Source organism: Bradyrhizobium sp. MI1.10, from assembly GCF_055811035.1.
The window spans coordinates 71,809-96,060 of record NZ_JBVVPN010000019.1 but is presented as its reverse complement, the minus strand read 5'-3'; the positions used below and the strand labels follow the sequence as shown (position 1 = coordinate 96,060).

26 protein-coding genes and 2 pseudogenes are annotated in these 24,252 nt (G+C 59.7%); 10 read left to right on the top strand and 18 right to left on the bottom strand.

The features are described 5' to 3' along the window. Nucleotides 1–7: 7 nt before the first annotated feature. From AC0L3K_RS20935 to AC0L3K_RS20925, 3 genes are all read right to left on the bottom strand, one after another. Nucleotides 8–163 carry a hypothetical protein gene (locus AC0L3K_RS20935; RefSeq protein WP_473366818.1) on the bottom strand — a complete coding sequence of 52 codons (156 nt, stop codon included), beginning with the start codon at nucleotides 161–163 and terminating at the stop codon, nucleotides 8–10. A 53-nt stretch (nucleotides 164–216) separates the two neighbouring features. Further along, nucleotides 217–1,266: a glycerophosphodiester phosphodiesterase gene (locus AC0L3K_RS20930; protein WP_473366817.1), complete on the bottom strand. Its 1,050-nt coding sequence runs from the start codon at nucleotides 1,264–1,266 to the stop codon at nucleotides 217–219. Between the two features lie 387 nt (nucleotides 1,267–1,653). After that, the gene (locus AC0L3K_RS20925) at nucleotides 1,654–2,115 is read right to left on the bottom strand and encodes a hypothetical protein (RefSeq protein ID WP_473366860.1); all 462 of its coding nucleotides are present in this window, start codon (nucleotides 2,113–2,115) and stop codon (nucleotides 1,654–1,656) included. Between AC0L3K_RS20925 and AC0L3K_RS20920 the strand changes: the two genes are divergently transcribed. Beyond that, nucleotides 2,008–2,235, top strand: coding sequence for a transposase (locus tag AC0L3K_RS20920; protein ID WP_473366854.1), 228 nt, complete (start codon nucleotides 2,008–2,010; stop codon nucleotides 2,233–2,235). The two genes, AC0L3K_RS20925 and AC0L3K_RS20920, sit on opposite strands and share 108 nt — an antisense overlap. A 498-nt stretch (nucleotides 2,236–2,733) precedes the next feature. On the opposite strand, the gene AC0L3K_RS20915 is transcribed toward AC0L3K_RS20920, so the two are convergent. From AC0L3K_RS20915 to AC0L3K_RS20875, 9 genes and pseudogenes are all read right to left on the bottom strand, one after another. Beyond that, nucleotides 2,734–3,366 (bottom strand): HIT family protein, encoded by a 633-nt coding sequence (locus tag AC0L3K_RS20915; RefSeq protein WP_473366816.1) that lies wholly within the window; start codon nucleotides 3,364–3,366, stop codon nucleotides 2,734–2,736. A gap of 73 nt (nucleotides 3,367–3,439) precedes the next feature. After that, nucleotides 3,440–4,990, bottom strand: a complete 1,551-nt coding sequence (locus AC0L3K_RS20910) for a porin (RefSeq protein ID WP_473366853.1) — start codon at nucleotides 4,988–4,990, stop codon at nucleotides 3,440–3,442. Between the two features lie 1,309 nt (nucleotides 4,991–6,299). Beyond that, nucleotides 6,300–7,052 (bottom strand): phosphonate metabolism transcriptional regulator PhnF, encoded by a 753-nt coding sequence (phnF, locus tag AC0L3K_RS20905; protein ID WP_473366815.1) that lies wholly within the window; start codon nucleotides 7,050–7,052, stop codon nucleotides 6,300–6,302. Between the two features lie 371 nt (nucleotides 7,053–7,423). Further along, the gene (locus tag AC0L3K_RS20900; protein ID WP_473366814.1) at nucleotides 7,424–8,257 is read right to left on the bottom strand and encodes a carbohydrate ABC transporter permease; all 834 of its coding nucleotides are present in this window, start codon (nucleotides 8,255–8,257) and stop codon (nucleotides 7,424–7,426) included. After that, nucleotides 8,254–9,111: a carbohydrate ABC transporter permease gene (locus AC0L3K_RS20895; protein ID WP_473366813.1), complete on the bottom strand. Its 858-nt coding sequence runs from the start codon at nucleotides 9,109–9,111 to the stop codon at nucleotides 8,254–8,256. The genes AC0L3K_RS20900 and AC0L3K_RS20895 overlap by 4 nt, the downstream gene beginning before the upstream one ends. An 83-nt stretch (nucleotides 9,112–9,194) precedes the next feature. Beyond that, nucleotides 9,195–10,373, bottom strand: a complete 1,179-nt coding sequence (locus tag AC0L3K_RS20890; protein ID WP_473366812.1) for an ABC transporter ATP-binding protein — start codon at nucleotides 10,371–10,373, stop codon at nucleotides 9,195–9,197. A 467-nt stretch (nucleotides 10,374–10,840) separates the two neighbouring features. Next, nucleotides 10,841–11,152: a hypothetical protein gene (locus tag AC0L3K_RS20885; RefSeq protein ID WP_473366859.1), complete on the bottom strand. Its 312-nt coding sequence runs from the start codon at nucleotides 11,150–11,152 to the stop codon at nucleotides 10,841–10,843. Further along, nucleotides 11,146–11,463 (bottom strand): annotated as a pseudogene (locus AC0L3K_RS20880) (extracellular solute-binding protein); the annotation flags it as partial. The gene AC0L3K_RS20885 and the pseudogene AC0L3K_RS20880, both read right to left, overlap by 7 nt. Then, complete coding sequence (locus AC0L3K_RS20875) at nucleotides 11,400–12,011, bottom strand: ABC transporter substrate-binding protein (protein WP_473366811.1); 612 nt, start codon at nucleotides 12,009–12,011, stop codon at nucleotides 11,400–11,402. The gene AC0L3K_RS20875 and the pseudogene AC0L3K_RS20880, both read right to left, overlap by 64 nt. A gap of 164 nt (nucleotides 12,012–12,175) precedes the next feature. On the opposite strand from AC0L3K_RS20875, the gene AC0L3K_RS20870 reads away from it, so the two are divergent. Genes AC0L3K_RS20870 through AC0L3K_RS20835 form a run of 8 tightly spaced genes read left to right on the top strand, consistent with a single transcriptional unit; the run spans nucleotide 12,176 to nucleotide 18,846 of the window. Continuing rightward, nucleotides 12,176–13,627, top strand: coding sequence for an alpha-D-ribose 1-methylphosphonate 5-triphosphate diphosphatase (locus AC0L3K_RS20870; RefSeq protein WP_473366852.1), 1,452 nt, complete (start codon nucleotides 12,176–12,178; stop codon nucleotides 13,625–13,627). A gap of 15 nt (nucleotides 13,628–13,642) precedes the next feature. After that, nucleotides 13,643–14,116, top strand: coding sequence for a phosphonate C-P lyase system protein PhnG (gene phnG, locus AC0L3K_RS20865; RefSeq protein ID WP_473366810.1), 474 nt, complete (start codon nucleotides 13,643–13,645; stop codon nucleotides 14,114–14,116). Continuing rightward, entirely contained in the window at nucleotides 14,106–14,702 is a 597-nt protein-coding gene (phnH, locus tag AC0L3K_RS20860; RefSeq protein WP_473366809.1) for a phosphonate C-P lyase system protein PhnH, read from the top strand. Before phnG ends, phnH begins: the two co-directional genes overlap by 11 nt. After that, nucleotides 14,699–15,892 carry a carbon-phosphorus lyase complex subunit gene (locus AC0L3K_RS20855; protein ID WP_473366808.1) on the top strand — a complete coding sequence of 398 codons (1,194 nt, stop codon included), beginning with the start codon at nucleotides 14,699–14,701 and terminating at the stop codon, nucleotides 15,890–15,892. Before phnH ends, AC0L3K_RS20855 begins: the two co-directional genes overlap by 4 nt. Nucleotides 15,893–15,941: 49 nt before the next feature. Then, nucleotides 15,942–16,748, top strand: a complete 807-nt coding sequence (locus tag AC0L3K_RS20850) for an alpha-D-ribose 1-methylphosphonate 5-phosphate C-P-lyase PhnJ (RefSeq protein ID WP_473366851.1) — start codon at nucleotides 15,942–15,944, stop codon at nucleotides 16,746–16,748. Next, complete coding sequence (phnK, locus tag AC0L3K_RS20845) at nucleotides 16,745–17,524, top strand: phosphonate C-P lyase system protein PhnK (protein ID WP_473366850.1); 780 nt, start codon at nucleotides 16,745–16,747, stop codon at nucleotides 17,522–17,524. The genes AC0L3K_RS20850 and phnK overlap by 4 nt, the downstream gene beginning before the upstream one ends. A 13-nt stretch (nucleotides 17,525–17,537) precedes the next feature. After that, nucleotides 17,538–18,248 (top strand): phosphonate C-P lyase system protein PhnL, encoded by a 711-nt coding sequence (gene phnL, locus AC0L3K_RS20840; protein ID WP_473366807.1) that lies wholly within the window; start codon nucleotides 17,538–17,540, stop codon nucleotides 18,246–18,248. Between the two features lie 22 nt (nucleotides 18,249–18,270). Further along, the gene (locus AC0L3K_RS20835; RefSeq protein WP_473366806.1) at nucleotides 18,271–18,846 is read left to right on the top strand and encodes a DUF1045 domain-containing protein; all 576 of its coding nucleotides are present in this window, start codon (nucleotides 18,271–18,273) and stop codon (nucleotides 18,844–18,846) included. 621 nt (nucleotides 18,847–19,467) lie between these two features. Here AC0L3K_RS20835 and AC0L3K_RS20830 read toward each other — a convergent pair. Next, nucleotides 19,468–19,751: pseudogene (locus AC0L3K_RS20830) on the bottom strand (conjugal transfer protein TrbE); the annotation flags it as partial. Nucleotides 19,752–20,882: 1,131 nt separating this feature from the next. Here AC0L3K_RS20830 and AC0L3K_RS20825 point away from each other — a divergent pair. Continuing rightward, a complete protein-coding gene (locus tag AC0L3K_RS20825; RefSeq protein ID WP_473366805.1) occupies nucleotides 20,883–21,266 on the top strand; it encodes a hypothetical protein in 384 nt (127 codons plus the stop codon). A gap of 446 nt (nucleotides 21,267–21,712) precedes the next feature. Here the strand turns inward: AC0L3K_RS20825 and AC0L3K_RS20820 are convergent, their stop codons facing one another. The 5 genes from AC0L3K_RS20820 to AC0L3K_RS20800 all read right to left on the bottom strand — a co-directional run bounded on the left by AC0L3K_RS20820 (nucleotide 21,713) and on the right by AC0L3K_RS20800 (nucleotide 24,237). Next, nucleotides 21,713–21,982, bottom strand: coding sequence for a hypothetical protein (locus AC0L3K_RS20820; RefSeq protein ID WP_473366849.1), 270 nt, complete (start codon nucleotides 21,980–21,982; stop codon nucleotides 21,713–21,715). Nucleotides 21,983–21,993: 11 nt separating this feature from the next. After that, nucleotides 21,994–22,353, bottom strand: coding sequence for a DUF3024 domain-containing protein (locus AC0L3K_RS20815; RefSeq protein ID WP_473366804.1), 360 nt, complete (start codon nucleotides 22,351–22,353; stop codon nucleotides 21,994–21,996). Continuing rightward, entirely contained in the window at nucleotides 22,350–22,604 is a 255-nt protein-coding gene (locus AC0L3K_RS20810) for a nitrogen fixation protein NifZ (RefSeq protein ID WP_473366803.1), read from the bottom strand. Before AC0L3K_RS20810 ends, AC0L3K_RS20815 begins: the two co-directional genes overlap by 4 nt. Further along, entirely contained in the window at nucleotides 22,604–22,921 is a 318-nt protein-coding gene (locus AC0L3K_RS20805; RefSeq protein WP_473366802.1) for a nitrogen fixation protein NifZ, read from the bottom strand. Before AC0L3K_RS20805 ends, AC0L3K_RS20810 begins: the two co-directional genes overlap by 1 nt. A gap of 1,091 nt (nucleotides 22,922–24,012) precedes the next feature. Beyond that, nucleotides 24,013–24,237: a 4Fe-4S binding protein gene (locus AC0L3K_RS20800; RefSeq protein WP_473366801.1), complete on the bottom strand. Its 225-nt coding sequence runs from the start codon at nucleotides 24,235–24,237 to the stop codon at nucleotides 24,013–24,015. Nucleotides 24,238–24,252: the final 15 nt, after the last annotated feature.

Genomic DNA, 24,252 nt, shown 5'->3' with positions numbered 1-24,252 from the left:
CCGAACTTCACGGCCAACTCAGCTTCGGTTGGCAGGCGTTAGCCCGCGCTTGTACGTCCCCGCCGGTGACGTCCTTGCGGATGGCCTCGACGATGCGCCACAGCGAGGTTGCGCCGCGCCAGGCGTAGAGGGATGATGGTCGATCCTGGTTGTTGACAGTCATTGGTCGATCTCGGGTCTCCGGGCGCCGTCCGGTGACGTCCAGCCGCTGCGCGATCAAACTGGCGCACCGACAAGGCGCCGATCCCGGGCGAGGGCCGGCCGGTCGGTGAGGACGCCGTCAATCCCTAGGCGCGCGATCGCCACGAGCGCCCCGATGTCGGTCGCGGTCTGAAAGCTCGATCGCGGCGAGGCGACCGCAATGGTTCCAAGACCGGCGCGACGGATGGTATCGATCGTGGGGCGGTTATAATCTGCGGGTAGCACCCGGATCCAACTGGCGCCGACGGAAACGGCAACATGCAGGCCGGCGCCCCCATTGGGAAAGAAGGCGCCGACGGTCGCGGAAGCTGACCGGCGCCGGATCGCCTCAGCGATCTCGGTCGTGTAGGCGGTGAAGAGGATGCGCTCGATCGCTCCGAGGGACTGGCAACTTCCAACGTAGATGTCCACCTCAGCTGCGGTGGCGTGCTTCAAGTCGACGATGATCGGCTTGCCGCGAGTCATCTCCAAAAAGTCGTTGAAGGTGAGCAGTGCCGGAAAGAGCCGTCGTGCCTGCTGAATATCGATGTCGGCGATAGCGTCGGGAAAGCCAGCGACACGTAGCAGGTCGCCATCGTGAAGGCAGACTACGGTCCCATCCTTGGTCAGGTGGACGTCGGTCTCTACCGCATCCGCGCCCGAGTCGAGGGCGTGGCGAAAAGACGCCCTGGTATTCTCAAGCACGTATTCCGGGGCTCCCCTGTGTCCGATCACGCGAAACTTCCCTAATTTGGGCGGGGTTGACCAGAAACTGGCGGCAAACGTTTCGACCGACTCAGTAGATGCGCCGTTCATTCCCCCATCCTTTCCTGAAATGGCTCTGCACTTGACCGCTCCTCTTGTCATTCCCTCGACGAACCATTTGTAAGCGAAGGAAAGCGACGACGAGGGGAGCACGTCGATTGTCGAAGCGGCGATAAGGGGACCGTAGTCGTTGCCGCCTTCTTGGTTTGCGAACGCAATAATCCCGAGCGGCGGACTCTCCGAGCGTACCGCGATCAACGGCCAGAACAGATCGTGCCACTGGCCGACAACGGCGAAGATCGAGAAGGCGATTGTAGCCACTCGGCCCTCCTCTCGCCGAGGCACCTTGGGTATCCTGTATCGGGCGAGAATGAAGCCGCGCTGACAGAACCAGGACGATTAGGCCGGTCATACCCATTTCGATGGACATGGGCGCGCAGATCTTGGGCTACCGAGAGTGCTTCAGAAGTCGGATGGGGTAAGATATGGCCTTGATCACCGGGATGGCCGGGATGGTACGGACCGTACAATATCGGCACATTACCTTGGGGAAAGAAGAGCCTGGCGAGGCTGCCCCTCTGCCGAAGAGAGGCGACAGGGCCGAAACGACTTAGTCGATGTTCATGGCCAGTTCCATGTGCTGGGGGCGAGGCGCATCCTCGAAAGCACGATCGGAATTGCCGGCGGCGTCCAGATTGACGTTGGTCATCAGTATCGGGACAGTCCGAGCGATTCAGAATCGGTTTTGGAGAGTGCGAGTGCCGAGATTCGGGCTTCGTGGCGCTTGTAGATCGTGACGCCGATCTGCGCCAAGCCTCCGCGAAACCCGCGAAACTGCCGGTTTACATGATGATTGTTCAATGCGCTCGAACCGCGGCAACGGACAATAGCTGGATGCGACAGCGATGGCGAGCCGTCCACCATCGTGATCGTGTGCGCCTGCGGACGAAATGGCGTATCCCTCCGGCGGCGGCCGCCTTGTGTAGTTTGAGAGGCGGGCCGAGGATTTGACCTCAAGTCTAGCTTTAAAGTTTTAAGGTCACGTGGCGAATGCAGGTCAATGTGCCGGGCGCCGAGCGTCGGCGGCGATGCAGTTACGACGAGAAGGTTCGCCGGGCCGAAGAGACCTTGCAGGCTGGCGAGGCGGCCTGCGGCGTCGCGCGCCGGCACGGGTCGCTCATAGCCCTGCTGTTAGCGTGGCGTCGACAAGCGCGCCACGATCGACTGGCCGGAGATGCCGCGCCTGCTCTTGTTCCCGTTGAGATCACACCTGTGGCGGCTCCGATCTAGAACGGCGTGCCACAACCACCCTCTTCACCGCCTGCGCAGTGTGCAAGGGCTGGAATCATCGAGATCGAGCTTACCAGCTGTCACTCGTCCGGTCACCGTCCAATGAGCGTTCGGAAATGCATAGCTTACCTGCCCGTGCGAGCATTGCGGCGGAGATCCAAGCTGAGGCGCCGTAGCGGGCATCCATGCCGAAGTCCAATGGACCGTGATTTTCGAGCGATACCTTGTAGGTCGCACCCATGCCGAGCGACCATTCTGGCGACATCGGCAATTGCAAGCTTACCAATGTCGTTCGGCGGGCCGGGTTGGACGGAATCGCCGTATTCAATTGTGCATAGTTCGTGTTCAGATGCGTGGCGCTGAAGCGCCGTGGCGAAGCTCAATCCGCAGGATCAAGGAGGTTATTGAGATCGTAAGGTGCCTGGATCGCGGTCAGGGACACCTCAATGGAAGACCCTAGAGGACGGCAATGACGGGCAGGACGAGAGGTGTGCCTGATCAGGAGAAGGAGATCGGAATCCGGTCGCGCTCGCAGAGCTTGGAGCGCGCCTCACGCAAAGTGGCTTTCACTTCCGAAAATTCTTGTTCCGATAGGACGTGCGATTCGATCAACTTGCGCTCCAGCGTCCAGATCGAATCTTCAGGTAGCGGATCCGTGCCATAACGGGGAACGATGTTCCAATGCATGTGAGCGAACGAATTTCCGAAGAATGCGACATTCATTTTCTTCGCGCCGAAGGCCAACTGAACTGCCTCAGCGACCATCGCCATTTCCAGAAGGTGCTTCGTGCGAGTCTCGATCGGAAGATCATGCAGTTCGCGTGCCTTCCGCTTCGCGGAAAAGAAGCAGTAGCCTTTGAAGTACTGACGATTGCGGCTGAGCGTAACAATGCCTGTTTCGAGTTCGGCAACGAAATGGCGCTCGTCTGAATTGTCGATCAACCGCAGGATTTCGGCCGGCGAATAGCTTTCATGAGCCATTGTATTATGTCTTTCTGTCGGAGGTTCTTTGGCCGTCCTCGCACCGAAGGGAGGACGGCCAACCGTCGATATCAGGATTTCGGTAGGCTCGTCACGTCGCGAACCATTGCCGGCATCGGCGCTTGGGCGGGCCTGCTTGAGGGGCACCATATTTTGCAGGTTGTCACGACGGATGTGAACCTCCTGAACTTCGGGGTCGGGGTGGGCATTGGCTGAACGGATTTCACCAATTCCGTTGCGCGCGCAGAATGATGCTCACGGCGCCTTGGTCCTTCAGCTCATACGCAGCACCCGGTTTGGCAATACCTGACTGGGTCGGCAGCGTCACAGTGCTTCCGCCTGCGTGCTTTTGATCGAGCATGTTGTAAGCAACCTCGGCTGTGAAGGACAGTTTCTTGACCGGGGTCCAGATTGCGCGTGCGCCAACAATCGCGTAGTTGAAGTCGGGGTTGCAACCGGCAACGCCGCTCGATAGCGCGAGACCTGCGACGACTGCGCCGCAGACGTAACCTTTCGCTCTGCTGTCATACCGGACAGCAGCCCACGCTCCGTAGAGGCTGGTGGCCCAATGTGGATCCCAGTTGTGGGTGTACCCACCGTTGAAACCATAGACCGTGGTCAGCTCCTGACCGGCACCGGCGACAAAGACGGAGTCAGACACACCGCCAATGCCCAGACTTTGGTAAGCACCTGCTGCTCCGGTACTGCCGTATCTCGCGTACGTCGTCGGCATATAGCTGTTGAATCCATAGCGGCTTGCGCCATTGGCATACATGCCGCTCACATTGATGGTGTCGCCCGGCCCGGTCGGGAGGTTCTTGATCGACAAGGCCAATTGCCCGGCCCAGCCCCACTTGTCGCCCGGATGACCCGTGGTCTCGGTGGCGCCATAATATGCGGCATGGTTGTCATGCGCAGCGACCGACGCCTGAAAGAGGCCCCAAATTTGGTCAACGCGAAGCATAGCAACGAGATCTGGAGCTCGCGCCCCCCCGATGTCGCTGGCACCGTACGCGCCGGTTGCGAGACCTGCGGGAGTCGCGGCGCTCACGTTCCAGATGCTTGTTGTGTATCTGGCGACCTGATCCTGAGCCGAAAAGGAAGCGGTGATGCCCTGACCGAATTCGGCTGTATACGTGAATTGATTGACGGCGTCTCCGCCGCCGCTGCCCGGCAGCTCGAAGATGTTCGCTGGATACTCGGTCCAGGGTGTGTTGAATTGCGACTGCGTTTGACCGAAGGTGAAGCCGGCGAACTGGATAAAGGCTAAGTACACTTGGAGGTAACCGCCTCCGACGCTGTCACCGGAGTACGTTGTGGCACCGCCAGAGAGACCCGCGCCAGCACCGGCGTAGCCACCGCCGGTCCACTGGAGCAGGCCTTCGAAGAAGGTCCGCACTACGCCGTACTCGGTCGCGGTACGCGTATCGATGTCAAGAGCCTCACGAGAGCGCATGCTGTAGTAGTTGCTGAGGCGGTTGTCAGCTCCGCCCGCGCCAGTCACGGGGTTCGGCAAGAGAGTTGTGTCAAAGCGTAGATATCCGCCCAGTCTGATGCAGGAATCGGTCCCCGGGATGTAGTAGAATCCGGCACCATACAGCGAGCAGGCCTTCACGTACTCGATCGGCTTCGCTTTGACCGGCAGGTCAGCTGCTTGTGCGCCACTCAACGCAATGACAGCTGCCGCTGAAGTCAAGATAGCCTGTTTGATCGCCCCTATGTACCGCGCCCGCTCGCCATGGATCGGCTTATTCAGGGCAGAGCCCAGCTCCATCTCGGCTGATCTGGAAGCCGCGTCCGAATGCTTCCTACAGCCGCCATTCAATGACCGTCGTGAGGGTGATGCGAGATGGCAGGTATTCTCGTTCGAGTTTAGCTTGACTACTTTCTTCAGCACAAAAGTCTCCATTCAAAAAAGACGCAATCGTTGACTGTACGTTTTCGGTTTCCTAGCGAGACTAGGACGCCAAAGCGTTCGGCGAGCGCAGGGATGGTGTCGCGCAAGACCGACCACTGGTAGGCGAGGCCTCACGTCAAATTCGACTAGCGTTCTGACTGGGAAGATGAACCCGGCATCTAAAGTACCGATGTCGGTTCGCTGAAACAGTGCTGACAATTTCTGGATGAATGCGCCAAACGCACCTTCAGCCGAAACGAAGATCCGGCCCTCGGCTAATCACTCGCTGAAGCGAATGACTTCACCACGTATTGCTGGACAATTCGGGCGGTTGAGACGGTGATCGAAACGCCGTCGCCATCGATCTTGATGTTGGTCATCCGGATCATCCACTCACCTGCGTGGCATGCGAGCAGGAGAGAATCGGTGCGACAGTTAGTCTACGGAAATACGCATCTCCAGCCGACGATAGTGTCCAGGACTCCGAAATGCCAAAATTTGTCGCAGCGGGCCGCCGAACTACGAAAACGCTTGGCAATGATCGGGTAGTTCGGATCATCGAGAAAGCTAGCTTCTTGCAACAGAACGAGGCCTCGTACAGCGCCGCGCGCCAACATGCAGGCCCGGCGGGTAATATCACAATCGCCGGATAGGACCGGCTGCATTGCTCGGTGTTTCGCAGTGACGTGGTCCAGAGCATGAGCAAGCCACGCACCCCCCAATCATAGATACGTTTCATTGTCATTCATGGTTTCGAGCCTTCAATAAATTGCAACAGTAACGCTAGTCGGCTTCTTGCCTGTGACTCCTGCTTGAGGACTCCCAGTTGGACAGTTTAGCTACGTGAGTCGCACATGATCTATGAGGCAGTAAAATCTCTCTCGTCCGCTTTCCGGAGAGGAATTCCTTGATGTCATCCTTTAGGCGCGACGCCCGCTTGAACCAGTTGAGAGATGGATTGCGCCGTCTGCTGGTCACCGCTTTCGCTCACAAAAAAGGAATGGTTTGGTACAGGAAGCGGCAGCCGCGAGGTAGCGCCGATGCAATCAGTCTTGGTGAAGCACCGGCGCTTCTCTGATCTAGCAAAGAACGAGGGATCTGCTTGCCAATGCCGGCTTGTACGGCATTGGCTGTTTTCGGATGAAAGTGGCAAGCATCCCCTCAGCCCAAAACACAGATTGCTTGGTCACTCGCTGAATCGAATGACAACTTCCATGCGTTGCGGTGCCATTCTCCCTCTTGTGACCACGATCGGAACGCCGTCAAGGTCCACATTAATGTTGGTCATCAGGATGACCGGTTGCCGTCGCGGCAGCGCAAGCAGAAGGGAATCGGCCTGCGACAATGAACCCGCGGAAATCCGCGTCTCGAATCGGTGATAGTCGAGGATGCCAAAGTGCTTCCAGGACTCCGTGAGACTGCCCGTCTGCTCGATCAACGCCTCGATTCCCTCGAATCGAGGCAGCGGGAAATAGCTCGACGAGATCGAGGCAGCGATACCATCGATCAGTATCAGCGTATCGACTCTGCGTGCGAACTGGGTCTGTGGCACACGGAGGTCGCGCGCAAGGTCCCTGTCGACGCGAACCCGCGCGGAGCCGACGAACCGGCGCTCGCTGATCCTGTGCATGTCGCGCACGGTCGTGCTCAGACGGGTTCGCGCACCCAATCGGGAGTGGACGACGCGCTCCTTGACGAAGGTACCCCGTCCCTGCTCGATGCGCACATAGTCGCGCTCCTTGAGCACCGCGAATGCCCGGCGCACAGTGTTGCGGTGAACGCCGAAGATCGCCGCTAGCTCAGTTTCTGTAGGTAGGCGTTCGCCCGGCTTATACGTCCCACCGATGATATCCTTGCGGATCGCCTCCACCACGATCCGCCAAAGCGAACTCGCGCCACGCCTGGCGTAGAGGGAAGGCGATTGATTCTGTCCGCTCATCGATCTCGGGCCTGTGCTTGGCGGAAAGTCTGCGCCAAAGCCCCCGCCAACGTCCTGCGCTTACCACATCAAACCGCGCGGCAATGAACGTAAGGGGCAGATGGCAGTCGAAATCCGCCGGAAAATTCACCTGCGCCGCAGGAAACCGGCGGGACTCCCCTGGTGCCATATTGGCATTTCGCTCCACTGGAGCCGACGCCAACGCGCCGGAACGGGGACGCGCGATATTATTCTGGAGTCGCAGTCTTGGGCTCCCTGTATCCTACTGTCCGAAACGTACCAAATTTGGGTGCGTCGCCAAGCCAGGGTGGCAGAGCGTCGGGCCGATTCGATACAGACCGTTCATTACCCGGCCTCTCAAGAAGACTTCATCATTTGACGGCTCCCCCTGTCGTTCCTTCAACGAACCACTTCTGAGCGGCGAGGAAGGCGATGATGAGGGGAAGGATGACGATTGTGGCGGCGGCCATGAGGGGCCCGTAGTCGTTCCCTGCCTCCTCGTTCGCGAAGGCAATAATCCCGAGCGGTGGCGGCATCAGACTCTCTGAGCGCACCGCGATCAGCGGCCAGAAGAGATCGTTCCAACGGCCAACGACCGAGAAGATCGAGAAAGCAATCACTGCCGGGAGCGCCATCGGCACCATCACCTTCCAAACGATGCCCAGTTCCGAGAGCCCATCGAGGCGCGCGGCGTGGACCACGTCGTCGGGAATAGTCTTGAACACCTGGCGGAAGAGGAAGATGCCAAATGGCGAAACCACGAAGGGAAAGATAAGCGCTGCATAGGTGTTGAGGATACCGAGTTCATAGCAGAGCACGAAAAGTGGCAGCGAGAGCACTTGGTGCGGCAGAAGGAGCCCGATCAATACGAGACCAAAGATCAGATCACGGCCGGGAAAGCGCAGTTTGGCGAGAGCATAGGCGCAGGGAGCGCAGATTAGGATCTGCAGTGTCAGGATTGCCGCGCAGACCAGTACGCCATTGCCCATGTAGCGCGGAAGCGGCGCGGAGGTTAACGCTTTTCTGTAGTTCTGCACCGCGTACCATTGCTCAGGGAGAAACGCGAAGTGTTCGCGGAATATCTCACCCGGCGGTTTCATGGACAGGCTAATCATCCAGACGAAGGGGATGAGGATGAGGGCTGCCGTGATCAGCAATACGGCGTGGCGCAATATGGCGGCCTGCGGCGAGAGCCGAGCGTTCATTGATAGTGCACCCTCTTATCCATGACGCGGGCTTGAATGAGCGTTAGTGCCACAACGATGACGAGGAATACGACGGCGACAGCCGCGCCGTAGCCGGTGCGCAAATATTCGAAGCTCTCGCGGTAGAGCGTGTAGAGCAGTACATCCGAGGCGTGGCCTGGCCCACCCTTGGTCAACACCTTGACGGTGTCGAAGGCCTCGAAAGCGCGGAGCGCCACAACGATGACGACGAACATCGATACTGGACCGAGCATTGGCAAGGTGACGGTGCGGAAGCGATCGAGCCAGAGGTCAGCACCGTCGATCTCGGCGGCATCGTAGAGGTCGCGGGGAATCGATTTGAGGCCGGCGAGAAAGAGAACCATAGCGAAGCCGAGGTTCTGCCAGATGCCGATGATTGCAAGCACCGGCAAGGCCGTCACCTCGTCGCGCAACCAGTTCGCGGTAGGCAGCCCCAGCGCTGAGAAAGTCTGGTTGACGAGGCCGATGGTAGGATGGAGCAGCGCCTCCCATGCGATCGCCATCGCAGCCAGCGTCGCCATGAATGGCAGAAAGTGAATGGCGCGGTAAAGAGCGCGCAGCGATCGTCCGCTCTCGATTAGCATTGCGATGGCAAGGCCGAAGATCACGGTGCCGGGCACCACAATGAGGACATAGATGACGGTGTTTAGGAGCGAGGCTCGAAACCCCTCATCGGCGAACACCTCGCGAAAATTCGCGATTCCTACGAAGGCGAACATGTGAGCGCCGAACTGCCAGTCGGTTATTGCGATAACGAAGACCGCGATCACAGGTACGAAGAACAGCAGGAAAAGAAGCAGGACCGCCGGGCCCGCGAGGGCGTAGGCAGCCATCCCCTCGGCAAGGCGCTGCCGACGCAAAGGCACCTGAGCGGCGCGCGCTGGCGCGTCTACCGATTGAGTTGGACCGAGCGCATTCACAGGGCGAACTGCCGGATCGGGATGGCCTTGAGTGTCTCCGCCGACCCGCTGGACCGAAGCCTCTTGCCGTCCTGGCCAAAGACCAGGATGCGGTCGGGATTCACCGACAAATACAGCGTTTGGCCGAGCGCAATCTGGGGTGCCCGCTCGGCGGCGAGCCGGGCGATAAGCGGATGATCGAGGCCGGCGAGGTCGAGGTGGACAAATAGGTCGGAACCCATGTGCTCAATGAGCCGGACCGCCCCGGTCAGGGTATTGACGCCTGCGCTCTCGGAAAGGTGGAAGGCTTCCGAACGGATGCCAAGGGCGAGCGCCGTACCGGGCGGCGCATCGGAGAGGATCTTGAAGCTGGTGTCCAGGGCATCGGCCAAGCCCCGCTCGCGCACAAGCGCGTCGAGAAGGTTGATCTTTGGGCTTCCGACGAATTCGGCCACGCGGCGGTCGTCGGGGTCGGCATAGATATCTTGGGGCGGAGCGACCTGGATCAATTCGCCATCGAGCATCACTGCGACTCGATCAGATAGCGTCATCGCCTCGGCCTGGTCGTGGGTGACGTAGACGAAGGTGACGCCCAGACGACGATGGAGGTCCTTGATCTCGGCGCGCATCTGGACCCGGAGCTTGGCGTCCAGATTACTGAGCGGCTCGTCCATCAAAAAGACGGCAGGGTGGCGGACCATCGCGCGACCTACAGCGACGCGCTGGCGTTGTCCGCCGGAGAGCTGGCCGGGCTTTCGCGAAAGCAGATGGGCGATGCCGAGCGCCTCTGCGGTGCGGGCGACTTCTGCGTCGATTTCGGCCGAGACTTGCCCGGCGCCTGGCATGAACCTTCCCAGGATCGGCAGCCTTTGCCAGAACGTCAATCGCCGCATGCGAAGCGGCAGGGCCATGTTGGCGGCCACGGTCATATGGGGGTAAAGTGCGTAGGACTGGAACACCATGGCGATATCACGGAGCTTCGGCCGCAAGCCATCAACTAGACCCTCTCCGATCCTCACGGAGCCGCTGTCTTGCACTTCCAGCCCCGCCAAAATCCTGAGGAGCGTCGACTTACCGCACCCCGAGGGCCCCAACAGCGTCAGGAACTCTCCATGGTCGATCGCAAGCGAAATACCCCGAAGGACCGGTGTTGGGCCAAAGGATTTGGTGATGTGATGAAGGTGGATGTCACTCATGGGCCACTTTCTTTCCAAACCGGCCCTCATCGTGCCGGGCACCTTGCTGAGGCATTCTGGCGATCGCTACCCGCTCTTGATGAAACTGCACTGACAGAATAGGTACGACCGCGCCATTCATACCCATCCGCGGGGTCGCTTAGCACGTCCAGGCTGAGTGAATGTGCCGCCACACCGTATTCAATCGCACTCGGGGCAATGCGATTGCCAAGATGACAAAGGTGCACGATTCTGCACCACCTCCGTAGCAGTACCAAGGCATCGAGAGGTAGACCGGAAATTCTGGCACCCTGAATGTTAGTCAGATGGCTGGTCGGCGGCCGGCGGGAATGAATTCCTCTCGTCACAGTCGACCGCGTGCAGGAGATTTTCGCTCTGAGGGAGAATTTGGGAAACAGCAACGGGCTTCCGAGGAATGATTGATTGTCCTCCGCACCAGCAATTGGCAGCTGAAGCAGACAGCTAAATCAGCGCTTCGGCAAGAGCTTTTGGACATCGCTGACCATGTCGACGAGCGCTTCATCCGGCGTCCGTTTCAGCGTCACGACACTTTGCAGGTGATCTCGAATTACGGCGGTGATGCGGGACCCGTTGTCGCCGGGACAGACGTTCGCGCTCTTTATCCGGGCGAGGCCAGCGAGGGCGTTCGGCTTCGATTTGTAATAGTCGCCAAGGCATTTCGGGTCGTTGACCGCAATCGTGTTGACCGGCTCAATCCGGTCTTCGATACCATCAGCATTTGCGCCTCCGCGCCGAGAGCGAATTTCAGGTATCCCCACGCCGCTCCCTGTTTCGCTGGATCGCGAGTCATGATCGCCAGTCCGCTGCCACCTGAGGGCATCCTGCCGTGGGCAGCCGATTGCGGGAACGGACCCGTGCGGATGTCGAGCGTAGATCCAACGTTGGCGGTCAATTGTTCCAGGCGCGAACTGGAGGCGACATAAATGCCGATTTTGCCCGAGGCAAAGGCTTGGCGCGCCTGTTCGGTGATCATGTCGACCATGCCGGTCTGACCGAAGCGGCGCATCAACCGCAAGGCGGCCTGCCCGGCAGCGCCGTCGAAGGCGATCTTTCCGTCCGGTGTGAACACGTCGCTACCATGGCTATATACCAGCGCGTGGAACGACCATTGTAACTGTCGGGATCATATTCAAAGAAGATCGGAACAAGTGCAGGGATCGGCGTGTGGATGTTGTCGGCGAGCGACAGGATATCGTCCCTGGAAAGATCCAGGTTTGAGAGATTCGGACGCACCTTACGAATGACGCCTATATTGTAGTAAATGATGCTCGTCGATACGGATTCCGGAAGGGCGATCGTCTTGCCTTTCCATTGCGTCGCGGCGAACGCCTCTGGCCTCACACCGACCGCGGCCCATAGCGGGTCAGCGGCAAGAAAGCTGTCGAGTGGTACGAGCAGCCCTCGCTCGGCGAGGACCGGCATATCCGGATAGCAGAGCGAGGCGACGACGTCTGGCAGATCCCCGGTGACCGCCGCCCTCAGGAGTTGCTGCAACAGGGCCGGACAGCCGGCGGCGTTGGCTTCCGTGACGATTCGTATCTCGGGGTTCTGTTGCATGAACCGCTCGATAGTCGGCTGGCGGAAGAGGCCGTCGCGGGCCGGAAAGGCGTAGCCCACCCCTCAGTGTGACCGGATTGGCATGGGCTGCGGTCACCCCGATGAGAGCGCCAGCGATGGCTAATATTGCCTAAGACATCATTTTCATCATGACAACCTGCCTTGAAGCGGAGACGGATCACGCCAGCGCCGAATAGGCGTGGCCGGAACGGCATGTGCTCGACATGCTCCGACTAAGCGGGCCAGATGAAACTGAATTGACAGAATTGGAATCAGATCGCCACCTGTACCTTCGGAAAGAACCATCCGGGGCCTTGCTTCTCATTCACGTTGGCGACGAAACTGAAGCGGCATGGTCGAACGTTTATTGTGACAGCGCCTCTCGATTGAGGACATTGTACAATTCTATCAAAGTCACACGATTTGTCATCGCGCTGTCTCTCACTGCTCCTTTGACTGCTGATAGAACTCAAGCGGGTTTGCAAGCAAGAAAGAGGCGTCCTCTGATGGGTCAATCGATCGGTACGCTAAGTCAAGTTTCACACGCCATTCTTCAATCCCGCGAACTTGTCCTGACCAACGCCAAGATCGTGACCCGGTCGACCTGTTTCAAAGGAACTGTCCAGATCGTTGACGGCGCGATAGCTGACATCTCGACAAACAATAGCAAGGCGCGGGGCGCTCTCGACTTTGAAGGCGATCATCTGCTGCCCGGTTTGATTGACGTCCATACCGACCACCTCGAAAAGCAGATTCTCCCGCGCGCCGGCATGACTTGGGACCCCTTGGGTGCGGCGATTGCTCATGACGTTCAGGTCTGCGCGGCTGGGACGACCACTGTGTTCGATTCCCTGATCGTTGGGGCGGTGGGCAACCCGGAGCGACGGCGTCTGCTGCCGCTGATGCTCAAGGGTCTTGGGGAGGCGCGCCGTCACGGCCTGCTGAGGGCTGACCACCTGCTTCACCTGCGCTGCGACGCCCGCGAGCACGACCTCATTGAACTCTTCCTTGAATATGCCGACCAGTCCGAACTTCGATTCGTCACCATCATGGATGACGGGCCGCGGCGGGACCCGAAGCGCTTCCGCCATCTAGAACGTCGCAAAAATACGCCTGCGGCGGAGATCGAAGCTGCGATTGCCGCCGTCGCGACCACAGAGGACTGCACGGAAGAAAATCGGCGCCGCCTCGTCGCACACTGTCGCGCGCGCGGTGTACCTTTCGCTAGCCATGATGACACCACGGTCGCCCATATCACGGAAGCGATCGGATACGGTCTCGCCATCTCTGAATTCCCAATTACGCTGGCGGCGGCGAAAGCCGCCCGCACCGCGGGCATGACGATTATCGTCGGGGGACCGAACCTCGTCGCCGGGCGGTCACATATTGGGAACGTCTCGGTGCGGGAGCTCGCGCAGGACGGTCTCATTGACATCATCTGCTCAGATTACATCCCTGCCAGCATTCTGCGCGGCATTTGGTACTTAGCGAGCCAATCCGGGGGGCTAACGCTTCCTGAGGCCGTTGCACTCGGAAGCAAGCGGCCAGCGGAAACCTTCGGCCTTCTCGATCGCGGCGAGATCGCTGTGGGCAAGCGCGCCGACCTCATCCGCGTAGCCGACCGAGCCGGTCCTGTCGTCCGAGCGGTCTGGACGGCCGGACGTCAAGCGCTGTGAGTTGATCCGAGACACATGAATATCTCAGTGACGCACCATCAATATAACCGACAAAACTGGATGACCTTGCTTGCCAAAGCACCGGTTGCAGAACTGGACCGGCACTGGGCGGCGATCGCTCGGCCAAAATTCCAGTGGATACGGCGTCCCGAGTATGGCGCAGCGATGCTGCGGGGGGCCGTCGGGCGCACCGGCACTGTGTTCAATCTCGGCGAGGCGACCGTGACGCGCTGTACGCTCCAGATCGAGACTGGCGAGATTGGCATTGCCTACGTGCTCGGCCGCAGCAAGCGCCACGCGGCACTCGCCGCCGTGTTCGACGGACTGATGCAGCGCGACCAAGCTACCGGGGCGGGCGCGATCGGCCCGATCATCGCCGCGATCGATCGCTGCGTACACCAAGCAGAGCGGGCGATCCGACGCGAGGCCCAACGGAGCAAGGTTGATTTCTTCATGCTGGGCCAGGGAGACATGGCGAATGACGGCTGATCTGATCCCGCCTGCATTCCGCGATCCCGTTCACGATGCGCAGTCAGCTTTCCGCCGACTCCTGAAAGCGCTATCGCGGCCCGGCACACCGGTTTCGTTTCCCGGCCCCGCCCAGCCGCCGCAGCCGATGAACGGGCCGCTCGCCGCTATCGCGCTGACGCTCATCGACCACGATTGTTCGATCTGGCTCGACCCGGCACTCTCGAGGGATTCGGTGCGGCGCTATCTCCATTTCCATACAAACGCGCCACAAGTCAGTGATCCGAGAACTGCGACCTGCGCGCTGATCGGCGATGTTGGCCGGATGCCGGGATTCGGCAGCTTCCATCCGGGTGTGGCCACGTATCCTGACCGGTCGACGACGCTACTGCTCCAAGTGCCTTCGCTCACCGGCGGGCCTGTCGTCCGTCTTTCCGGGCCCGGAATCGAGACGACGACCAGCTTCGCGCCTCGTGGCCTGCCGGACTGGTTTTGGCCGTCCTGGCGCGAGAATGCCGCTCGCTATCCGCTCGGCATCGACATCTTCCTGACTGACGACCTCGCCGTTGTCGGCCTCCCGCGCTCCACCAAAGCCGAGGAACCATGATCACCTCGATCAAAGGTGGCGAAGCCGCCATCGCTGCCTCGCATCGTCTCCTTGCCAAGCGCCGCCGTGGCAATCCGACGATTGCCGACCTCGGCGTCGACCAGATCCGCGAGCAATTGTCGCTCGCCGTCGACCGAGTGATGAGCGAGGGTTCGCTCTACGACCCTGACTTGGCGGCGCTGGCGATCAAGCAGTCCGAGGGCGACCTCACCGAGGCGATCTACCTGTTGCGCGCTTTCCGGACCACGCTCACCCGGTTCGGCTACGCCGAACCGGTCGACCCCGCGGCGATGGTGGTACGCCGACGCATCGCGACAACCCACAAGGACGTGCCGGGCGGCCAACTCCTCGGGCCGACTTATGACTATACCCACCGGATCCTTGATATCGCTCTTTTGCAAGCAAGCAGCGACGATCTCTCCGATCTCGCCGGTGACGGCGAAAGTAGGTATGAAAAGGAAGCTGAAGACGACGCTGCAGAGCCGGGGTCCGATTCAGCGGCTCATGCTTTGACAAAAGATTGCGGCGTCCTCGCACTGGCCGATATCGTCGAGGACGCCCGGCCTGACGGGCAGTCGAACGTTGCCGACATCACCCGCGATCCAGTGGAGTTTCCCTCCACACGGGACCAGCGGCTGCAGAGCTTGGCCCGCGGGGATGAGGGCTTCCTGATGGGCCTCTGCTATTCGACGATGCGCGGCTACGGGCGTAACCATCCGTTTGTTGCCGAACTGCGCTGCGGTGACGTTGGGGTTCTCCTGATCATCCCTGAGCTCAACATACCTGTTGGCATTGGGACGATCTGCCTTACCGAATGTCAAACCGTGCATCTGACAACCAGCGACGGTGCGGTGCCGCCTCGTTACACGCGCGGTTACGGTCTCGTCTTTGGCCATAGTGAGCGCAAAGCGCTCTCGATGGCCATCCTCGACAGGTCGCTGCGGTCGGCTGAACTGGGTGAGACGGCTACTTACCCGGCACAAGACGACGAATTTGTCCTGTCTCATTGCGATAGCGTGCCGGCATCCGGGTTGGTGCAGCACCTAAAGCTGCCCCACTACGTCGATTTCCAAGCCGAGATGCAGCTGCTCGGCCAGATGCGCGCGGACTATGCGGAACGACATGCAAAGCCCAGTCAAAAACCCGCTCCCGGGCCAGATATGATCACGGAGGCTCTCAGTGGAGACTGACTTCACATTCGACGACAGCGGCGTCTACAGTTTTGCTTATCTCGACGAGATGACGAAACGAATGATTCGGCGTGCGATCCTGAAGGCGGTGGCCGTGCCGGGCTACCAAGTGCCGTTCGGGAGCCGTGAAATGCCGCTTCCCCCCGGGTGGGGCACTGGCGGACTCCAGGTTACCGCGAGCATCCTTGGCCGCGAGGATGTGCTAAAGGTAATTGACCAAGGCGCGGACGACACCACCAACGCCGTCTCGATTCGCCGCTTCTTCGCCCATGTCGCCGATGTTGCCACGACCGAGCGTACGGGGGAAGCAACGGTGATTCAGACGCGTCATCGCATTCCTGAGCGGCCGCTCACTGGGGACCAGATCATCGTCTTCCAGGTGCCGCAGCCCGAAGCGTTGCGGCGATTCATTCCACATGAGGCGGTCGCGCGGAAAATCCACGCTTTCGGCCGCTACGGCATTATGTATGTCCGGCTGTATGAAGATATTTCTCGGCTTGGCCACGTTGCGATGTCGGCTGATTATCCGGTTATCGTGAATGGAAGCTATCTCGCCTCGCCGTCGCCAATCCCGAAATTCGACAATCCGAAGCTTCACCGCAGCCGCGCGCTCGCCCTCTTCGGCGCGGGCCGGGAGCGGCGTATCCATGCCATCCCACCTTTCACCGATGTCAAGAGTCTCGATTTCGTTGACCATCCTTTCACAGTGCAACGCTTCGAGGCGTGCTGCTCACTTTGCGGCGCGCAGGACAGCTATCTCGACGAGATCCTCCTCAATGATCGCGGCACCCGGGCCTTTGTTTGCTCGGACACCGCCTATTGCGCCGAGCGGCGCGACGAAAGGACCGCATCATGAACCCGAGGGTAAGGGAAATTCTCCGGGTGAAGCATCTGTCCAAAACCTTTGGGCGCGTTTCGGCTTGCAGCGCGGTATCGTTCTCGCTGCGTCAGGGCGAGGTTCTCGGCATTGTCGGCGAGAGCGGTTCGGGCAAGTCGACGCTGCTCCGTTGTCTTGCGGGTCGCATCGAGCCAGATGATGGCAAAGTGCTGATCGCCTCCGATGACCACGTCGTCGATCTTTGGGCGATGGACGAAGCCTCGCGCGAGCAATTCCTGCCGACGACGATTTCACTCATTCACCAGAACCCGCGCGACGGATTGCGCCTTGATATCAGCGCCGGCGGCAATATCGCCGAGCCTCTGATGGCCGCCGGCGGCCGCCACTACGGCTCCTTACGCGCGACGGCACTGGAATGGCTTGAGAAGGTCGATATCGAGGGTCGGCGCATCGACGACCTCCCCGAAATCTTCTCCGGCGGCATGCAGCAGCGGCTGCAGATCGCCCGGGGACTCGCCACCCACCCTCGCCTCGTGCTGATGGACGAGCCGACCGGTGGCCTCGATGTCTCCGTTCAGGCAAAGCTCCTTGACCTGCTGCGCAGCCTTGTCCGCGAACTTGGCATCGCGGTCATTGTCGTCACCCACGATATCGGCGTTGCGCGTCTGCTAGCCGATCGGTTGATGGTGATGCAGTGCGGTCGAGTGATCGAGCAGGGACTCACCGACCAAGTGCTCGATGATCCTCACCACCCATATACGCAACTGCTCGTCTCCTCCATCCTGCAGGTCTAAGGAAAGGCCGGTCATGACCATCCTCGTCAGCGTCGGCGGCCTTTCCAAGACCTTCACGCTTCATACTCAGGGCGGCGCAGAGATCGCCGTCTTCGACGACATCTCACTCGAGGTCCGCGCGGGAGAGTGCGTCTGCCTACACGGACCCTCCGGGGCGGGCAAATCGACGTTGCTGCGCTCGCTGTATGCCAACTACAAGCCGGACGCCGGGCACGTCGTCGTGCAACACGGAGACGAATCTATCGACCTCGTCAGCGCCGAGCCATGGGAAGTGGTCGAGGTGCGGCGCCGCACGATCGGCTATGTCAGCCAATTCCTGCGCGTCATCCCCCGCGTCGCCACCATCGACATCGTCACCGAGCCAGCGATCACCATTGGTATTCCAGCAGATGAATCACATGCCAAGGCAAAGGTGCTACTTGCCCGCCTCAACATCCCCAAGCGGCTCTGGTCGCTGGCGCCCGCCACCTTCTCGGGGGGCGAGCAGCAGCGCGTCAATATTGCACGAGGCTTCATGGTCAACTACCCGGTCCTGCTTCTCGATGAGCCGACAGCCTCGCTCGACGCCGCCAACCGCCAGAGCGTGGTCGCGCTGATCAACGAGGCTAAAGCGCGTGGGGCCGCCATTGTCGGCATTTTTCATGATGAGGAAGTGCGCGAGGCTGTGGCCGACCGCCTGTTCAAAGTGGGCCAGTCGCCCTTCGTAAGTCTCGGCGCAATATGACGGAAGCGGAACCTGTCGTATAATGTCCGAACCGTCCTCTCCCCGCTACGCGATCTACTACACACCGGCTCCGGAACACCCGCTGACGTTAGCGGCGAGAACGTGGCTTTGGCGCGACGCCTTTGCGGATGCTCGCCCGCGTGCGTCGGCTGGACTTGACGGCGCTACTACGAGCCAAAATCGCGGTGCTCTTACCACTGCGCCCCGCCGCTCCGGCTTCCACGCGACGCTCAAGCCGCCGTTCCGGCTGAAGGAGGGGTATTCCGTCCAGAAATTGGAGCAGGCGCTCCGCGCGTTCGTATCAGCTTGGCCTTCATGCCCGATCGGTCCTCTGAAAATCGATCTGCTGGGGGGCTTCTTTGCGCCGGTTCCGGTGAATCCGACACCCACTTCGCAGGGCTTTGCCTCGTGTATAGTCGAAGAGTTCGACTGTTTTCGAGCGCCGCTGAGCCAGGGCGAGCTTCAAGGACGTCTGTGCGGTCCGCTCGACGAGATCGAGACCACTCATCCTGTGCGATGGGGCTACCCATACGTTTTCAATCGCTTCCGCTTCTACATGACGTTGACCGAACCCCGTTCCCGCCGAGAGTCAGCCTGAAGTGCGGCGGGAGTGGGATGCGGTCTTCGCACCCTTGCTCCTCGAAGATTAGAGCATCAATGCCCTTTCCCTCTTCGTTAAGGAACATTCCGGCGCTGATTGTGGTGCGATCGCAGTTCGCCGTGAGGCCCCCAGCCTCCTCAGAGAAGCGGTGTGAGCTAATGACCTTCTGGAGCGAACACCCTGGTTCTCGTTGTTGGACCAAGCCGGGCGGGCAAGGACACACTGCTCGATTATGCTCGCACGAGGTTGAGGTCCGATCCGTTCTTCCATTTCCTCCGCCGGTCATCACCAGGCCTCCTTCTATCAGCGAGGATCACCAATCAGTCGATGTAGAAGAATTCCGACGCCGAGCCAGCGCCGGCAAGTTCGGTGGCACGCGCACGGGCTTTTCTATAGGATTCATGCGACCCCTCGCCCGTCAGCGCTATTCGCAACTATGAGTCATCAATGTCACCGCACCCGTTGAAGGCTTGTCAGAGCGCCTTCGGGGACGCGGACGAGAATGCGAAGCATCATTTGAGCAGCGGCTCGCGCGAAGTGACCTGAATCTGGTCGACGGTACAGACGTGCTGCACATAGACAATGCTGGGTCTATGAACGTTTCCGGTGAGCGGTTCATTGATCGAAGAAGCGAAGCTTCTCAGCGGCAAGACCGGGGTCCTCGTCCCAGACGGTGACGCTCGCTGTGACATAGGCTTGGCTAACCTCGTTGGTGCCCAGTTCCTGCAAGGCCAGGATTGCATCGACCACCTTGTTCGCCGCATCGCTATCTCGACGATGGCGGCGATCGACTTCGCCTGGCGAACCGCTGCCGGCGGATCCGGGTCAGCAGCTTCACCGCCTCCGTCTTGTCGAGCAGGATCGCGCGCGTCGACCAGCGGTAGGCGGAAGGCAAGCCGGTTCCACGGGCCGGGTACTCAACCGCTGCCAAGGTCTACGTTGAGTCATTCAGGAACGTTTGGTGCGTGAACGACGTAGTTCTAACGCTTCGAAATGATGGACATGACCAACCGAGCGCCCGGCGCGCAGACCTCAGTTCGAAAGCTTTTGCAGTGCGGCAATGTGTTGGACGACGGTTTTTTTGCACCCAGATTATGTCGAGCAACTGACTTACCTGCTGTTCTTCAAAATGGCTGACGAGCAGGCCGACCGCGCTCAGTTCTCATAGCGGGCATGGAGCCTGCCGCGGCCGCGGGCGCGGCGAACTTGCGCGTGGCAGTCGCACCAGCGAAATCGACGGTCTCGAGATGACGATGAACACCATGAACATTGTGCACCACTACTTTTCTCACCTCACATCAAATCCCGAATACAAGAGGATGCCGGGGCCGCTCTGCATGAACATACAAATGCTCGCACCCTTGTGCGCCGCTAGCTAGACCCACATCTCCGCCTGAGTTCCTTCACATTATTGACGTAGGCCGGACCTCGGCTATTCCTTCTTCTGCGGCTCGCCGGCCTGCAAATTTATCGGGGCGATTCGCGTCAGCCGGAGGCCGCTAACGATATGCTGTAGGCCGACATGCCGGCGCCCCCCGGACTCGGAAAAACGTGCCAAGCATCCTCTTGGGGGCACTCTAGGTTTCAGTCGCGGCGTCTCGAGAGAGGTGGGCGGCAGCGAGAGACAGCTCAGCGCCGAATGACGTCTGCCGGCCGAGCTGATAATCCGTCGGCACGCTCGCGGACCGCGATTCTGGGAGGTAGATCTGTATTCACAGATGCGCCTTTATCAGTCGCTGATTGAAACATGACAATCGACGAGGTCTAGGCCAAGTGGGCCGGTCCATCGGCAGACCGGTCAGCTCGTTCATCGCGCTAGCTGCCCCTCGGACGCAGGGACCTGAAACGATCAGCTGGCCCGGCGGTCGTAAGCCGCCTGGGGCTCGATCACGCCGGTCAATATCCGAAAATTGAATCATAACTCAGCGCTGGTGACCCAAGCCAATCCCCAAGGTACGTGCTTTCTGTCGTAGAGACCCCTCGGATCGCTTCATTAGCTTTGAAACCCTAGCTACAGGGGTGCGGGCCTTTGAGTGCGCTTTGAGCAGCTTGACGTCATCCTTACTATACTCTTTGCGCTTCGCGATTTTTGCCACGTTGATGTTCTCCGATTTCGCTTTGCACGTTTGCCTGTAGCGTCTTTTTTGGCGAAGACGCAACTGCTTTCCATTACCATATCAATGGTCATCGACAACTATTCAAGCGGCTTCTTCTCTTTCGAGATACGAATTGGAACTACACGCGAATTTGTCCGCTCCTGGATTTTTATCTGCGTGACAAATGCCATTCTCGACATGCACATCACCCAGCTTCAACATGGAAGCAAGGGAAGGGAGGCTCGATTTGGCTTCGAAAGGCAACTTGAAAAGCGCTTCTTGCTTGTATGCTCCACCTCAGCTCACCAAGACATTTCGTAGAATGATATTTCCAAGCGCCAGTATTGATCGAGTAACGCTGGATCTGCCGGGACACTCGCACTGCCTCACGTGGGGCGACACTATCAACCGGCCTCCACGGCGAGTGCACGGCGTTATCGCGAAGAACAAACGTTTAGTCCTATTTTCCGAAGGCCAGCGGCTATAAGCGAAAGTACTCACAAAGGCAAATCTTGCGATGCCAGATCCTCGTCAGCTGATCGAGGACGGCTCGCCCGTCCTAGTTTGATCTGCCGCAGTATTCTTAATCTAATTAGTCACGTTCAGATACCGAGGCAATTCCGCTGCGAGAACGATTGCCTGCCCCCGTCTCCTGGACCTGACGAACGAGCGTCGTGATATTCCCCGGGCTGGTCACTACCGCAGGGCAAACAATCCGCAGGCCTAGCCGTCCTGGATGAGCTTGGCACCGGCAGGCGATTGCTTGATTATGACTTGCCAGAGCGCTTGGCCAGCACAATGCCGGTGGCGCGCTGGGGATCATTCGTAATCTGTGCACAGTGACCGCCACCGTCAAGCAGATGCAGGTCGAACTGTCCAACGCGGCGGTACGGACTCTGCGTCATGTCGGAGGCCTCGCAATAAATCCAGACGAGATGTGGAAATTTATGCCGGAGCGTGAGGCAGGGCTCAGACGCTGTATCAATAACGCCGAGCGTCTGCTCGATGTTCGTCAATTCGACTGCGGCGAGCACCATCTCCATAATGCTTATTGCCAGAACAAACGTTCAGGGTCGGCGATCAGAACCGCTGTCGCCAGGCCAAGCCGTTGATGGGTCGAATGCCACTCCCAGACGCCTTTGCGGTGATCTTTGCGGAACAGCTGCCATGCCGCCCCGGTCCTATCGTGGTGCAACAGCGCGACGTCGACGAGGCCCCCCTCCACTTCGATATTGCCTGAGCAGCACGGGCTCTCGACAAGATAGCCGCCAGCAACCGCTGTCACCTTTGGCGAGACATATCGGTAGCGCTCGCGCCTCGTCAGCGCGCGCACGATCCGCCACCGGTCGAGCTCGTTGGGATGCGCAGGCAATCCAGAATGATGGCGTCTGATGATGGCGGCGTTCATTGCGCGATGTCGTGGACTGAGGAGATCTCTGCCTCGAGGCAGCCAACCACTAACTGCTTGCCGAAGTCGACCATATAGATGGGTAGGTTCGCTTCCGTATGGCGACCGACCTGGACGATCTCACCAGTCTGTCCGACGCTGACCAGACACTCTTCCGCCGACGCGTCGGGAAAGGAACCGTCGTTGAGCAGATCGATTGCCGCCTTGACACGTTGGCCTGAGCGATATTTTGGCAACCTCGGTTCGATCATCAGGGTGCCCCTCCTGACAAGCAAGGCTCCTCGCCTCTGTGGCTTCGCGTGACTAGATCGAGCTCCTTGCACTTCATGCCGACGCGATGGCCGGAATCGAGGAATTCGACGCCATAAATATAAAATTGTTGCAGGAACGTGCCGATCGAGAGGACATAGCCAAGCTCGCCTTTCCTGACCAGAACCTCACCGACCTCCTTGCCGACGTAGGTGCCGTCGTTGCGGATGGTGCGATTGGCGCGCACCTTGTCGCCATAATCAAAGAAGGGCGCGTCCATCAACTCGACGATGTCACTATCACGGGCGATGTTGCTCATGCTGCCGTTCCCGTTCCATGCTTCAACTGTACCGCGCCTCGCGAGCGCCCGGCGTCACGGACCGCCCTATCATGATCCTCGATCAACTCCGTCGATTCCCACACCGCGGCGCGGCCCGCCACCACACATGAACAACGGGGATGACGGTGCGTCAACATCAACGCCCGCATCCCAAAACGGATGGTTGAGATAGCGCTCCGCGAGCTACGATTGGTGTTGAGTAAGAAGCCGATGCTGCACACGAGCCCGTCGTTGACGCAACGAGCTTGAGCCGGCAGCAAGCAGTGCGGTTCAGCGCGAGACGCCAGCCGGCATAATCGACCTGATTGCCCCGGCAACTGAGGGCATCGTGGATGACATCACTCATGGTCCCGCCCATCCGCTCGAGCGTGCCTCAAAAACCTTGGCGCCAATCTTGTGCGCGGGAACGCGCCCCAGCTGTCTATCGACAGCCGCCGTCCTTTCTCGAGTTGCCCGAGATGCATCGCCAAATGGGCAACAAGCGTTGAGCGAGAACTGGAAGACCCATGCGAGGTGCTCATAGCAGCCGAAATCGGGGTTGGTGGCACGACCGCGCCGGTCGGCAGCAAAATCATGTCTGTATCCCGAAGGCCTGGGCTTGGCACAGGTTGATTTTTTGCATCTTCATCGACGTGATAGGATCCCTGCCGCCCTGATGATGCTCGGCCGGCTCGACACCGTGCGACCAACACAGGACTCGGTGAGGACGCCTTCGTTTCGCTCGGATGACCGACTGAAGAAAGCCTCGGGCATGAATGCCGCCTTCAATGATGGCCGCAGGTGACTGGATTGACATCGCGGAAGACGGGGCCGCTCTTTGTGAGCCCATCCGCGAAATCGATCCTCGATGCTCAAGACCGCGGCCGTGGGGCCGGCAGGCATAGCTGAACGCGTTCCGTCGACGATCGCGTCGCGAGAATATGTCTTGGTAGCTCGCGAAAACTCGACGACCGGACCGTCCACCTGATCTGAGAAGGCGTATGCCGCGGCCGGGCCCTTCGTCTATGCCGAGCATCATCCACGCGAGTTTCTGAGCAGTTCGTGTGGTGGTGACATCCATGTTGTGGTCCTCAAGGGGGCGCCCGATACCGTGGCAGTGCTGTGTCGAGCACGCATGTGTTGTCAACCGGACAAACCGCCACGCATTGCGGCTCGTCAAAGTAGCCGGCACACTCGGTGCATTGCTCCGAATCGATCAGGAAAGCGCCGGCTAGCTCGGAAATAGCAAGATTTGGGCATTGCGTTTCACACGCCGAACAGCCGGTGCATTGCGAGGCGATTATCTTGAACGGCATTATCTGAACCCGTCC

Coding starts and splice junctions, on each gene's coding strand:
- AC0L3K_RS20835 (WP_473366806.1), top strand. CDS start 18,271: ATGTCCGAACCGTCCTCTCCCCGCTACGCGATCTACTACACACCGGCT.
- AC0L3K_RS20805 (WP_473366802.1), bottom strand. CDS start 22,921: ATGAGCAACATCGCCCGTGATAGTGACATCGTCGAGTTGATGGACGCG.
- AC0L3K_RS20820 (WP_473366849.1), bottom strand. CDS start 21,982: ATGGTGCTCGCCGCAGTCGAATTGACGAACATCGAGCAGACGCTCGGC.
- AC0L3K_RS20910 (WP_473366853.1), bottom strand. CDS start 4,990: ATGGAGCTGGGCTCTGCCCTGAATAAGCCGATCCATGGCGAGCGGGCG.
- AC0L3K_RS20850 (WP_473366851.1), top strand. CDS start 15,942: ATGACGAAACGAATGATTCGGCGTGCGATCCTGAAGGCGGTGGCCGTG.
- AC0L3K_RS20815 (WP_473366804.1), bottom strand. CDS start 22,353: ATGAACGCCGCCATCATCAGACGCCATCATTCTGGATTGCCTGCGCAT.
- phnG (WP_473366810.1), top strand. CDS start 13,643: ATGAATATCTCAGTGACGCACCATCAATATAACCGACAAAACTGGATG.
- AC0L3K_RS20800 (WP_473366801.1), bottom strand. CDS start 24,237: ATGCCGTTCAAGATAATCGCCTCGCAATGCACCGGCTGTTCGGCGTGT.
- AC0L3K_RS20935 (WP_473366818.1), bottom strand. CDS start 163: ATGACTGTCAACAACCAGGATCGACCATCATCCCTCTACGCCTGGCGC.
- AC0L3K_RS20855 (WP_473366808.1), top strand. CDS start 14,699: ATGATCACCTCGATCAAAGGTGGCGAAGCCGCCATCGCTGCCTCGCAT.
- AC0L3K_RS20890 (WP_473366812.1), bottom strand. CDS start 10,373: ATGAGTGACATCCACCTTCATCACATCACCAAATCCTTTGGCCCAACA.
- phnL (WP_473366807.1), top strand. CDS start 17,538: ATGACCATCCTCGTCAGCGTCGGCGGCCTTTCCAAGACCTTCACGCTT.
- AC0L3K_RS20915 (WP_473366816.1), bottom strand. CDS start 3,366: ATGGTGCCCCTCAAGCAGGCCCGCCCAAGCGCCGATGCCGGCAATGGT.
- phnK (WP_473366850.1), top strand. CDS start 16,745: ATGAACCCGAGGGTAAGGGAAATTCTCCGGGTGAAGCATCTGTCCAAA.
- AC0L3K_RS20895 (WP_473366813.1), bottom strand. CDS start 9,111: ATGGCTGCCTACGCCCTCGCGGGCCCGGCGGTCCTGCTTCTTTTCCTG.
- AC0L3K_RS20870 (WP_473366852.1), top strand. CDS start 12,176: ATGCTCCGACTAAGCGGGCCAGATGAAACTGAATTGACAGAATTGGAA.
- phnF (WP_473366815.1), bottom strand. CDS start 7,052: ATGAGCGGACAGAATCAATCGCCTTCCCTCTACGCCAGGCGTGGCGCG.
- AC0L3K_RS20810 (WP_473366803.1), bottom strand. CDS start 22,604: ATGATCGAACCGAGGTTGCCAAAATATCGCTCAGGCCAACGTGTCAAG.
- AC0L3K_RS20900 (WP_473366814.1), bottom strand. CDS start 8,257: ATGAACGCTCGGCTCTCGCCGCAGGCCGCCATATTGCGCCACGCCGTA.
- phnH (WP_473366809.1), top strand. CDS start 14,106: ATGACGGCTGATCTGATCCCGCCTGCATTCCGCGATCCCGTTCACGAT.